Raw genomic sequence first — 12,744 nt, forward strand, 5'->3', positions numbered from 1 at the left:
ATTTATTTATCAGAATCTGTTTCTTTTTCTTCCTCTTCGGTTTCGTCGAGATCATCATCTTCTTCATCTTCATCAAAATCATCGAAATCATCTTCTAAATCATCAAAGTCCTCTTCATCATCATCATCCGTGAAACCGTCAACTAGTTCCTCAACATCACCATCAACGATATCAAGATCCTCTTCAATAGCCAGATTTTCTTCTTCAAGTACTTCTTTCTTTTTCTTTTTCGGCTTTTTCTTTTTCTTTTTCGGAGACAAGTTAATTTCCTCATCAATTTGCTCAACAGGGTACCAACGCTTGAGCCCCCACATATTTGATCCAGGGGTCATGAAACGCCCATCAATATTTAGATCTGTATAAAATTGAGAAATAAAGTTTTCCTTTTGCTCTTCCTTAAATTCTTTTAAGTCTGCAATCTTTTTAAAAATATCTCTGAAGTTTATAGCTTTTTTTTCTTCTAATAAAATTAGTTGTGCCAATTCAATCATTGACATGCTTTTTAATTCCTCGCGGCTAAAGTTCTTTATGCTCACGTGACCGCACTCCCTTTTCTAATGTTTTTATGGCTATCGCCTTGTTAATCATTTTTATTTCATATGTATATTTAGGATAAACAAATAATCCTTTATAAAACGCAGTATAAACCATATCATACATTATAAACAAATCATAACGGATTATGCTACTAAAAATATCAATTTTATTACGAATTTATTAATCTTCTAAGAACAAAAGTTGAGAAGACAGCAAAGCCTTCTCAACGTAATCAATCTATTTCCGAGCTTACATATTTCTACGATACTGTCCGCCAACTTCATAAAGAGCGTTGGTAATTTGTCCAAGGCTGGCAACTTTTACCGTTTCCATTAGCTCTTCAAAGATATTTCCACCTGATGCTGCAACTGCTTTTAAACGATTTAGCGCATCATCAATTTGGGCTTCATTTCTCTGCTGGAACTTTTGAAGTTCACGAATTTGATGTTCTTTTTCTTCTTTTGTTGCACGAGCAAGCTCCATGGAATCGATGTCTTCTTCTGATGGTGGATTTGGGTTCAAGTACGTATTTACACCGATAATCGGCAATTCTCCAGAATGTTTTTTGCTCTCGTAGTATAAGGATTCCTCTTGAATTTTGCCACGTTGGTATTGTCGCTCCATTGCTCCGAGGACTCCGCCACGATCATTAATTCGTTCAAATTCTTGTAGTACCGCCTCTTCAACTAAGTCAGTCAGTTCATCGACAATAAAGGAGCCTTGTAATGAGTTTTCATTTTTGGTTAACCCAAACTCGCGATTAATTATCATTTGAATTGCCATTGCTCTTCGCACAGATTCTTCTGTCGGAGTTGTTATTGCTTCATCATAAGCATTCGTATGCAATGAGTTTGTATTATCCTGAATGGCAAGAAGTGCTTGTAATGTTGTTCGAATATCATTAAAATCAATTTCTTGTGCATGCAGTGAACGCCCAGATGTTTGAATATGATATTTTAGTTTTTGGCTACGTTCATTTGCCCCATACTTATCACGCATTGTAACTGCCCATATTCGTCGTGCTACACGCCCGATTACAGTATACTCTGGGTCGAGACCGTTTGAGAAGAAGAAGGACAAGTTTGGTGCGAATTTATTTATGTCCATTCCTCGACTCAAATAGTATTCCACATACGTAAATCCATTAGCTAATGTGAATGCCAGCTGTGTAATTGGATTTGCTCCCGCTTCAGCTATATGATAGCCAGAAATGGAAACCGAATAGTAATTTCGTACATCTCGATCAATAAAGTACTGTTGAATATCTCCCATCATACGAAGTGCGAACTCTGTAGAGAAGATACATGTATTTTGCCCTTGGTCTTCTTTTAAAATATCTGCCTGTACCGTACCACGAACAACCGCTAACGTTTCTGCTTTTAGCTTTTCATACTCACCGGTATTTGGTTCACGACCATTTTCTTCTTTAAACTTCATTAGTTGCTGATCAATCGCTGTATTGAAAAACATCGCTAATATGATTGGCGCTGGACCATTGATTGTCATCGATACCGATGTTTTTGGATCCGTTAAATCAAAGCCATCATATAATTTTTTCATATCTTCAAGGGTACAAATGTTGACACCACTTTCGCCAACTTTCCCATAAATATCTGGGCGATAAGCTGGGTCTTCCCCATAAAGTGTCACCGAGTCAAATGCTGTCGATAACCGTTTTGCATCTTCATTTTTCGATAGGTAGTGGAATCGACGATTTGTGCGTTCTGGTGTACCTTCTCCCGCAAATTGTCGTGTCGGGTCTTCCCCTTTTCGTTTAAACGGGAAAACTCCTGCTGTAAACGGAAATGCTCCTGGTACATTTTCTTTTAATAACCATTGTAGACGTTCGCCCCAATCCGTATATTTTGGAAAGGCAACTTTTGGTATTTTTAGACCGGATAATGATTCTGTCACAATGTCCATTTCGATAGCTTTATCTCGAACTGAGAATGTCATTGTTTCCTGTCCATAGGCATCCTTTGTATTTTCCCATGAATCTAACAGTTTTTTCGATTTCGGATCTAGTTCTTCTTCATAGGTCTGGATTTTTTCTTCTATGGTTGTAACTGTCGGGTCATCAGCTAGCACTTCTTTCGCGCCATGAAGCTGATACAGTTTTCTAGCTATATCACTCTGTTGCACGGAGTGTTTGTGATAATTACGGACATGTGTTGAAATTTCTCGTAAATAGTGACGACGTTCATTTGTAATAATTAAGTTTTGCTTTTCAGAAATTATATTACGATCAAAGTTAACGTCATTGCCCCAATTATACTTTTCATTCAATGTATCAATAATTGACGCAAATAATGCATTGGTACCTGCATCATTAAACTGACTTGCAATCGTACCAAAAACAGGAAATTGTTCTTTATCCTGGTGGAATAACATATGACTGCGTTCATATTGCTTCCGCACTTGATTGAGAGCATCCTCTGAACCCTTTTGTTCAAATTTGTTAATGACAATAAAATCTGCGAAATCAATCATATCAATTTTTTCTAGCTGTGTCGGTGCACCAAATTCTGCTGTCATCACATACATCGATAAATCGGTAACATCCGTGATTGCTGCATCACCTTGGCCGATACCACTAGTTTCAATAATGATAAAGTCAAAACCAGATGCGCGAACAACGTCGATGACATCCTGAATTGCTTTCGACAATTCACTTCGCGAATCTCTCGTTGCTAAAGAACGCATGTAAACTCGATCGGTAAAAATTGCATTCATGCGAATTCTGTCACCTAGTAAGGCTCCACCCGTTTTTCGTTTTGTAGGATCAATGGAAATAATAGCAATTTTTTTGTTTGGAATTTCATTAATAAAACGACGAATTAACTCATCGGTTAATGAGCTTTTCCCGGCGCCACCTGTTCCAGTAATCCCTAAAACTGGCGTATTGGTGTTTCCTTTTTCCTTGAGTGACTGTAATACGGATTCTTTTTCCAGTTCATCAACTGTTTCATTTTCCATATACGTGATGTAGCGTCCAATCGTTTGGCGGTCCCCTTGTGTTAGCTTCTCTATATCGTGTGTCACATCTAACGGTGGAATGAAATCACATTCCTCCAGCATCTGGTTAATCATGCCTTGTAATCCAAATTCCCTACCGTCATCTGGTGAAAATATTCTTGCCACTCCGTAAGCATGTAATTCTTTAATTTCACGTGGGATGATAACTCCACCACCGCCACCATAAACTTTAATATGATCTGCACCCAGTTCTTTCAAGAGATCAATCATATATTTAAAATATTCAACATGACCACCTTGATAAGATGAAATGGCAATCCCTTGAACATCTTCCTGGATCGCAGCATGAACAACTTCCTCAACCGAACGATTATGTCCTAAATGGATCACTTCCGCTCCACTTGCTTGAAGTATTCTTCGCATGATGTTAATGGAAGCATCATGCCCATCAAATAAGCTTGATGCGGTAACAAACCGAACATGATGCTTCGGTGTATAAGTTTCTACCTGTTGCATACTAAGCACCCTCCTTCTAAATTAAGCAATTTATTTTTCGATGGATAACGACTGCATGACGTAATGTATTTGGCGATCAATATATTCTTCCAGAGTGAATTGCTTTTGTAGCATCCATCGTCTAAATCCCCACATTTGACCTTGAATAAACACGTTATTGGCAATTAATTCAGCATCTTTTTTGGATATTTCTGTCGGTATGCACGTAACAATGACACGCTCTAACATGCCTACCATGTCCCGTTCCTTTTGCAAGACATATTCCTTCGTATCTTTCTTTAAGGACTTTACTTCCTGGTACATGATAACTACTTCTTCCTGCATCTCATCCATTAATTCAAAATAGGATCGAATGACATTGGTCAAGTTTTCAATGGAAGGCTGTTGCAAATCAATTTTTGCCTCCAAACGCTCATGAACTTGCTCATAAATCGAATCACATACGAGAAATAATACATCTTCCTTTTTACGAATATATTCATAAAGGGTACCAATACTGAACCCAGACTCTTTAGCAATTTCTCGTGTTGTTGTACGATGAAATCCTTTTTCTTTAAAAAGCGTTATGGCTCCTTTAATCATTTGGTTTCGTCTTTTTTCTACTAACTCCCGATTTTTTACGGAAGAAAGGACTTCGTTATCCGCCATCATTGGTCCCGCCTTCCTTTTTCCATTTTTCGAAGTATGTTTTCGCTAGCATATAGGGATCTTCATTTGGATCCATTGCTGAAAGATCATCACGGCTTTCGATAAAAATTTTCATATCACGCCAGATCTCTTCTCGAATTAACTCATAGACCTCGAGTTGCTGCTGTTGGACACGTCGTTTATGTCCTTCGGGTGTTCGATATAAAAATTCTCGATGCTTCTTCATCTTTTCCCAAAGTTCTTCTATGCCCTTGTTTTCTGTGGAAACCGTTTTGACGATTGCAGTCTCATGCTGCTCCGTCATTGTCATCATAACGAGTTCCCTCAAAAGCGCTTTTAGTTTTCCAACTCCAGGTAAATCTGCTTTGTTTATAACGAATAAATCGGCAATTTCCATAATACCTGCTTTAAATATTTGTAGTACATCCCCACTGTTCGGTGTTAAGACAACAGCAGTTGTATCCACGATTTTCATAATATCGAGTTCCGATTGTCCCACTCCAACGGTTTCTACAATAATGACGTCAAACCCATATGCATCACAAATTCTTACAGCATCCTTCGTTGCACGAGCTAAGCCCCCAAGACTGCCACGAGTTGCCATACTACGGATATACACACCATCATCAGTGAAATGTTCATTCATCCGAACTCGATCTCCTAATAATGCACCACCACTGAACGGACTTGTCGGATCGACAGCAATCACTGCTACAGTTTTGCCTTCTGCACGGACATGAGAAATTAGCCGGTTGACAAGTGAACTTTTTCCAGCTCCTGGTGAGCCCGTCAAACCAACATATATTGCATTTTTTTTCATAGAAAAAATATCACTCATTACTTGCAACTTATCCTCATGGTCATTCTCTACTAATGTGATCGCCTTTGCCAAAGCTCTAATTTCCTTTGCTTTAATCCGTTCAACTAAAGGGTGCATCGTGAAACTTCCTTTCTACTTGGTTACCATTCTTCCAATTACGAGACGTTGTATTTCTTGTGTTCCTTCATAAATTTGTGTGATTTTCGCATCACGCATATAACGTTCTACTGGGTAATCCTTCGTATAGCCATATCCACCGAACACTTGAACCGCCTCTACTGTAATACGCATTGCAGCGTCTCCTGCGAAAAGCTTCGACATTGCAGATGCTTTCCCGTATGGCAATCCCTCTGATTCTAACCATGCCGCTTGATAGGTTAGTAGACGAGCAGCTTCCACCTCTGTTGCCATATCTGCTAATTTAAAAGAAATCCCTTGATTATGTGCGATTGGTTTTCCGAACTGTTCACGTTCTTTAGCATAAGTTGCCGCAGCATCCAAAGCACCTTGTGCAATTCCTAGTGCCTGAGCAGCGATCCCATTACGACCACCATCAAGTGTTGTCATCGCTATTGTAAAACCTTCTCCTTCAGCTCCAAGTAGGTTTTCTTTTGGTATACGACAATTTTCGAAAATCAACTCGGTTGTTGGCGATGAACGAATCCCCAATTTTTTCTCTTTTTTGCCGAAAGTAAATCCTTCCGTACCTTTTTCAACAATAAATGCACTAATACCTTTATGTTTCGCATCTGTGTCGGTTTTTGCAAAAACAACGTAAATATCCGCAACCCCGCCATTGGTGATCCAAACTTTGCTTCCGTTAAGTATATAATGGTCACCATCGCGTTTAGCAGTTGTTCTCATAGAGGCAACATCACTTCCTGCCCCTGGCTCTGATAACGCATATGCACCTAATGCTTCCCCTGTTGCTAAACGATTAAGGAAGGTCTTTTTCTGTTCTTCATTACCAAATTTATAGATTGGCCAGCTAGCCAGTGATAGATGTGCTGAAAGTGTCACTCCAGTTGATGCACAAACGCGTGATAATTCTTCTACAGCAATGACATAACTAACATAATCTGCACCAATGCCACCATATTCTTCTGGCCATGGAATACCCGTTAATCCAAGTTCAGCCATTTTATCAAAAATTTCACGGTCAAAACGTTCCTCTTCATCACGCTCTGCAGCTGTTGGTTCTACTTCCTTTGTGGCAAAATCTCGTACCATTTTACGTAACATTTCTTGTTCTTCTGTCAATTGAAAATTCATTGGTTGTTCCTCCTTTTAATCCTTCAGTAAATGTTTAGCTATTACCATATGTTGAATTTCATTGGTACCTTCATAAATTTCGGTAATCTTCGCATCGCGGAAAAAGCGTTCTACGGGGTAATCCTCGGTATACCCATAACCACCAAATATTTGAACAGCTTCGATTGCGGTTTTCATTGCTGTTTTAGATGCGTACATTTTCGCCATCGAGGCTTCCTTCCCACAAGGAATATTGTTTTGTACGAGTGAAGCAGCTTGATAGACTAATAGTTTGGCAGCCTCCACTTCTGTTGCCATATCTGCCAGCTTGAAAGATATGCCTTGATTATGTGCAATCGGCTTCCCAAACTGCTGACGTTCCTTGGCATATGCCGCTGCAGCATCTAGTGCCGCTTCCGCTATCCCTAGCGATTGTGCCGCAATACCAATACGTCCAACATTAAGGTTTGCCATTGCAATTTTAAAGCCTTCCCCTTCATTACCTAGGAGCTGCTCTTTCGGTACTTTGCACTGATCAAAGCTAAGTTGGACCGTGCTCGATCCGTGTAGCCCCATTTTCTTTTCCTTTTTACCAATGGCTAATCCCGGTGTGTCCTTATCAATAATGAAAGCACTGATGCACTCAGGTTGATTTTCATCTCCAGTTCGGGCAAAAGTAACATACGTATCGGCATAGCCACCATTGGTAATAAATAATTTGGAACCATTTAAAATATAATGATCGCCATCTTTTTTCGCCGTTGTTTTCATACTTCTAACATCTGACCCCGCACCAGGTTCTGTTACGGCAAATGCACCTAAATATTCTCCTGTTGCAAGTTTTGAGACGTAGTTGCTTTTTTGTTCTTCTGTTCCAAAATATAAGATTGGATTTGTCCCGACAGACGTGTGAACCGATAAAATAACACCTAAAGTGGCACTCACTTTTGATAATTCCTGAATCGCAATAATGTATGAGGTATAATCCATACCCGCTCCATTGTATTTTTCCGGGATCGGTATACCCATTAATCCTAGTTCACCCATTTGTTGGAGAATTTCTTTTGGAAAACGATCCTCGGATTCCATTCTTGGTATTTCCTTTAATACTTCGTTTTGGGCAAAATCACGTACCATTTTTCGCATCATTTCTTGTTCTTCTGAGAAAAGTAGGTTCATTGGAGACCCCTCCTTTCGTGTTTGAGTTAGTGGTTGTGTCGCTTGGCTTTTCGGGTGTTTCGCTCGACTTTTCGAGTGTGTCGCTTAACTTTTTGGGTGTTTCGCTCAACTTTTCGGGTGTGTCGCTCGACTTTTCGGCAGTATCGCTCAACTTTTCAGGCGTGTCGCTCAACTTATAGATAAATTATTAGTTATATTCATAAAATCCTCGACCTGATTTTTTACCTAACCAACCAGCTTTTACATATTTCCTTAGTAACGGACATGGGCGGTACTTGCTATCTCCAAATCCTTCATATAATACTTCCATAATGTATAAACAAGTATCTAAACCAATAAAGTCTGCTAATGTTAAAGGTCCCATTGGGTGATTCATGCCAAGTTTCATTACGGTATCTACATCTTCTGGAGATGCTACTCCTTCATATACGGTGTAAATTGCTTCATTTATCATTGGCATGAGAATTCTGTTGGAAACGAATCCTGGAAAATCGTTTACTTCCACAGGCGTTTTATTTATATTGTTCGTCATGCTTTCAATAGCTTCATAAGTTTCATCACTCGTTTGTAACCCACGGATGATTTCTACCAATTTCATGACTGGTACAGGATTCATGAAGTGCATACCAATTACTTGGTCCGGTCGATCGGTTACTGCAGCGATTTCTGTAATTGGTAGAGATGACGTGTTAGATGCCAATATTGCATGCTTTGGAGTTATTTCATCTAATTGTTGAAATACCTTCGTTTTCACATCCATATTTTCCACTACCGCTTCAATGACTAGATCACATGTTTTTGCATCTTGTAACTGCGTGGATTTTGTTAATTTACTTAATGTATTTTCTTTTTCATCATGAGTAATGCGCTCTTTTTCTACGGCGCGTGTTAATAGTTTTTCTATGTTTGCTAGACCTTTTTCAATTGCAGCTTCATTCATGTCATGTAAGAAAACATTATAACCAGCTTGTGCACAAACTTGTGCGATTCCAGATCCCATTTGTCCTGCACCAATAACCATCACTGTTTTTATTGTCATTGTTTTTCCTCCTTGTTTTGTGGTCTAGTAGAGTTTTGAATATATGATATTAAGTTAATATAAATTTTGGAGCTGTTGTCCGATGCTTCGGCTCTTATGTCCGATTTGGACGTCTACATGATCAGCCGCAGTATCGGACACTCAGTACCATTTTTACCTTTTCTTACCAAATCCTCTTCCTACTTCGGAACTTCAATTAATACAGCATCTCCTTGACCGCCACCACTACAAATCGCAGCAATACCTAGTCCACCACCGCGTCGTTGTAACTCATGAATTAATGTCAGGATAATACGTGCACCGCTTGCCCCAATTGGGTGACCGAGTGCAACTGCACCACCATTAACATTAATTTTTTCAGGGTCAATTCCAGCAATTTTTCCACTTGCCAAGGATACCGCTGCAAATGCTTCATTAATTTCGTAGAGGTCAATATCATCGTTGGTATAACCAGTTTTTTCTAGTAATTTATTGATTACAAGTCCTGGCGTTTGTGGGAAGTTTTTCGCTTCAACAGCAACTTCTGCATGACCTAACACAGTAGCCATTGGTGTTTTTCCTAATTCTTCTGCTTTCTCGTCTGACATAACGACAAAAGCACAAGCACCATCGTTTACGCCTGGTGCATTACCTGCAGTGATTGTACCATTCGGATCAAATGCAGGGCGTAGTTTTGCTAAACGTTCCACACTAGTATCTTTCCTAGGTGCTTCATCTGTGTCAATAACAAGTGGGTCTCCTTTACGTTGCGGGACTTCTACTGGAACAATTTCTTCAGCAAACTTTCCGTCTTCCATTGCTTTAATAGCACGTTGATGACTGTTGTAAGACCAATCATCTTGTGCTTCCCTCGTCAACTCAAACTCTTCTGCAGTGGAGTTTCCGTAGTTCCCCATATGGACTCCTGTAAATGTACAAGTTAAACCATCATGAATCATTAAATCTTTCACACTTTTATCACCCATGCGATTTCCCCAACGAGCATCTGGCAAAATGTACGGTGCATTTGACATGCTTTCCATTCCACCAGCAACAATGACATCTTCCTCTCCAAGACGAATAAGCTGATCAGCTAATGTGACACTGCGTAATCCGGATGCACATACTTTATTGATTGTTTCTGTTTTCACTTCCCATGGGATTCCCGCTTCACGAGCTGCTTGACGTGAAGGGATTTGTCCTTGACCACCTTGTAATACAGTTCCCATAATCACTTCATCAATTTTAGATCCTTCTAAACCTGCACGTTCAAGTGCTTCTCGAATTGCTTTTCCACCTAACTGTGACGCTGAGAATGAAGCTAGTGCACCACCAAATTTTCCAAAAGGCGTTCTTGCTCCAGAAATAATCACTGTTTTTCTCAAAAAAATCTCCTCCTCATATTTATAATCATTATAAAAAAAATGAAAACGCTTCCCTTTTTTCTTGATTGAACGCTCGCTCAATCGTTATGTGAAATAAAGGGGTTCCACCTTTTGTTAGAACCCCCCCTATATTACTAAGCAGATTTTTCTTCTTCCTCAACTAGGACAGATAATGCTAGAATTTCAGCAACATCCATCGTACTAATATCTTCCTCGACTTCTTTTGCTTTTGTTCCATCACTTAACATAGTTAAGCAGAATGGGCATGCACTTGAAATCATCGTTGGTTCCACAGCTAGTGCTTGTTCTGTACGAGCTACATTAATGCGGTTACCTGTTGTTTCCTCTGTCCACATTAAGCCACCACCTGCACCACAGCACATCCCGTTTTCGCGATTACGATCCATTTCCACGAGCTCAAGTCCTGGAATGGAACGTAAAATTTCTCTTGGTGGATCATAGACTCCATTATATCTTCCTAGATAACAAGAATCGTGATACGTTAATTTTTCATTGATTGCCCGACCAGGTTTTAATTTTCCATTCATCACAAGGTCATATAGCAATTGTGTATGGTGATACACTTCTGCTTCAAAACCAAAATCAGGATATTCGTTTTTGAAAATATTATATGCATGTGGATCAATCGTTACAATTTTCTTCACATCATTTTTCGTGAATTCTTTAATGTTTTTCTCTGCGATTTCTTGGAATAAGAATTCATTACCGATACGACGAGCAGTATCTCCTGAATTCGCTTCTTTGTTTCCTAATATCGCAAAGTTAATTCCTGCTTGGTTCATTAGTTTTGCGAATGCTAGAGCAATTTTTTGACTCCTGCTGTCAAATGAACCCATCGAGCTTACCCAGAATAGGTACTCAAACTCTTTATCTTCTTTTTTTAATTCTTTTACGGTTGGAATATATGCCGTCTCATCCATATCGCGCCACTTAATGCGATCTTTTTTCGAAAGTCCCCATGGATTCCCTTGGCGTTCAATGTTCATTACAGCACGCTGCACATCCGAATCCATCTTTCCTTCTGTCATCACTAGATAGCGACGAAGATCAATAATCTTGTCGACATGTTCATTCATTACTGGACATGCATCTTCGCAATTTCGGCAAGTTGTACAAGCGTTTATTTCTTCTTCTGTAATAACGTCACCTATTAAACTCGCGCTTTGGACTGTTGCTGCTGCTTCATTTTTCCCTGAGCTTACTAGATTTCCTTGTGTACCTGCAAATGCATAGGAAGGAACCCATGCTGATTTTCCAGTTACAGCCGCACCTTTTTCGGTTAAATGATCGCGAATTTTCACCATTAAATCCATTGGAGATAGCATCTTACCCGTGCCTGAAGCTGGACAAACATCGGTACAACGCCCACATTCTACACAAGCATAAAAATCGATCATTTGTAGCTGCTCAAAATCTTCTACTTTTCCGACACCGAATGAGATATCTTCCTCATTTTCTTCCTCATCAATCTCGAAATCTATCTTATTTAGTTTTCCTGGTACTCGTTTACTGAAAAACACGTTAATCGGTGCTGCAATTAAGTGTGCGTGTTTGGATTGTGGCACATAAACAAGGAAAGTTAATAAGGTCATTGTATGTACCCACCATGCGATATAAAACAGTGTAATGGCCGCAGTTTCAGGCAACCATGCAAATCCACTAGCTATTAAACTAGCAATTGGTTCAGTCCAAGTTGTATCTTCGCCATGCCAAATTAAAGCCATACCATTACCAAACAATACGGAAAGCATCAATGTCCCGATAAATATTAGTACAAGTCCTGCTTTTAATCCTCGTTTCAGGCGAACTAGTTTTTCTATATAACGGCGATAAAATGCCCATATCACTGCTACTAATATCATTAGTGTAACGATTTCTTGGAAGAACGTAAATCCAGGATAAAAAATTCCAAATGGTAAATGATTCCCCGGTGATAACCCCTTAACAATCATATCGATTGCACCGAATTGAACTAGAATAAATCCGTAGAACATCATTACGTGAATTATACCAGATTTTTTATCCTTTAATAGCTTTGACTGTCCGAATACGACCTTAATAATTCGATTTATCCGTTCCTTAATATCCTTATCAAATTCAGATTTCTTACCAAGTCTAATATATGCTACTCTTGTTGCGATAACTCTAGCGAATAAATAAAATGCATAACCAGTTATAGCAACAAATGCTATTGTATTAATTAACAAAAGAATATCCATATGTCGTTCCCCCTCACCTGTATTATAACGAAAAATGGTAGCGATTTCAGTTTTCAGAAAAATTTATTAGATAAAAGTACAGATGTCCTCCTTGTTGATGTTATATATATAACTATAAATATGAATGATCATTCAGTCAACATGTTTTTTTAGGAAATATTCGGTTTTTTCCTA

At 39.1% G+C, this 12,744-nt stretch carries 9 protein-coding genes; all 9 read right to left on the reverse strand.

Annotated elements, in window-relative coordinates; genetic code table 11:
- Positions 1–2: 2 nt before the first annotated feature.
- The 9 genes from rpoE to ACFSTA_RS09475 all read right to left on the reverse strand — a co-directional run bounded on the left by rpoE (position 3) and on the right by ACFSTA_RS09475 (position 12,570).
- Positions 3–536 carry a DNA-directed RNA polymerase subunit delta gene (gene rpoE / locus ACFSTA_RS09435; RefSeq protein WP_377556374.1) on the reverse strand — a complete coding sequence of 178 codons (534 nt, stop codon included), beginning with the start codon at positions 534–536 and terminating at the stop codon, positions 3–5.
- Between the two features lie 250 nt (positions 537–786).
- Positions 787–4,029 (reverse strand): fused isobutyryl-CoA mutase/GTPase IcmF, encoded by a 3,243-nt coding sequence (gene icmF, locus ACFSTA_RS09440; protein ID WP_377556375.1) that lies wholly within the window; start codon positions 4,027–4,029, stop codon positions 787–789.
- Positions 4,030–4,059: 30 nt separating this feature from the next.
- On the reverse strand, positions 4,060–4,677 hold the full coding sequence (locus ACFSTA_RS09445; protein ID WP_377556376.1) for a TetR/AcrR family transcriptional regulator: 618 nt from the start codon (positions 4,675–4,677) through the stop codon (positions 4,060–4,062).
- The gene (meaB, locus tag ACFSTA_RS09450) at positions 4,667–5,614 is read right to left on the reverse strand and encodes a methylmalonyl Co-A mutase-associated GTPase MeaB (RefSeq protein WP_377556377.1); all 948 of its coding nucleotides are present in this window, start codon (positions 5,612–5,614) and stop codon (positions 4,667–4,669) included. The genes ACFSTA_RS09445 and meaB overlap by 11 nt, the downstream gene beginning before the upstream one ends.
- Positions 5,615–5,629: 15 nt before the next feature.
- Complete coding sequence (locus tag ACFSTA_RS09455) at positions 5,630–6,769, reverse strand: acyl-CoA dehydrogenase (protein WP_377556378.1); 1,140 nt, start codon at positions 6,767–6,769, stop codon at positions 5,630–5,632.
- A gap of 15 nt (positions 6,770–6,784) precedes the next feature.
- On the reverse strand, positions 6,785–7,927 hold the full coding sequence (locus ACFSTA_RS09460) for an acyl-CoA dehydrogenase (RefSeq protein ID WP_377556379.1): 1,143 nt from the start codon (positions 7,925–7,927) through the stop codon (positions 6,785–6,787).
- A 187-nt stretch (positions 7,928–8,114) separates the two neighbouring features.
- Complete coding sequence (locus ACFSTA_RS09465; RefSeq protein ID WP_377556381.1) at positions 8,115–8,966, reverse strand: 3-hydroxybutyryl-CoA dehydrogenase; 852 nt, start codon at positions 8,964–8,966, stop codon at positions 8,115–8,117.
- A gap of 179 nt (positions 8,967–9,145) precedes the next feature.
- Positions 9,146–10,330, reverse strand: coding sequence for an acetyl-CoA C-acetyltransferase (locus ACFSTA_RS09470; protein ID WP_377556382.1), 1,185 nt, complete (start codon positions 10,328–10,330; stop codon positions 9,146–9,148).
- Between the two features lie 134 nt (positions 10,331–10,464).
- The gene (locus tag ACFSTA_RS09475; protein ID WP_377556383.1) at positions 10,465–12,570 is read right to left on the reverse strand and encodes a (Fe-S)-binding protein; all 2,106 of its coding nucleotides are present in this window, start codon (positions 12,568–12,570) and stop codon (positions 10,465–10,467) included.
- Positions 12,571–12,744: the final 174 nt, after the last annotated feature.

This window comes from Ornithinibacillus salinisoli (assembly GCF_042684965.1).
GTDB lineage: Bacteria > Bacillota > Bacilli > Bacillales > Amphibacillaceae > Ornithinibacillus > Ornithinibacillus salinisoli.

Excerpts from the sequence above, each read along its gene's own strand:
- ACFSTA_RS09465 (WP_377556381.1), bottom strand. The coding sequence starts at position 8,966 with ATGACAATAAAAACAGTGATGGTTATTGGTGCAGGACAAATGGGATCT.
- icmF (WP_377556375.1), bottom strand. The coding sequence starts at position 4,029 with ATGCAACAGGTAGAAACTTATACACCGAAGCATCATGTTCGGTTTGTT.
- ACFSTA_RS09455 (WP_377556378.1), bottom strand. The coding sequence starts at position 6,769 with ATGAATTTTCAATTGACAGAAGAACAAGAAATGTTACGTAAAATGGTA.
- ACFSTA_RS09445 (WP_377556376.1), bottom strand. The coding sequence starts at position 4,677 with ATGGCGGATAACGAAGTCCTTTCTTCCGTAAAAAATCGGGAGTTAGTA.
- meaB (WP_377556377.1), bottom strand. The coding sequence starts at position 5,614 with ATGCACCCTTTAGTTGAACGGATTAAAGCAAAGGAAATTAGAGCTTTG.
- ACFSTA_RS09460 (WP_377556379.1), bottom strand. The coding sequence starts at position 7,927 with ATGAACCTACTTTTCTCAGAAGAACAAGAAATGATGCGAAAAATGGTA.
- ACFSTA_RS09475 (WP_377556383.1), bottom strand. The coding sequence starts at position 12,570 with ATGGATATTCTTTTGTTAATTAATACAATAGCATTTGTTGCTATAACT.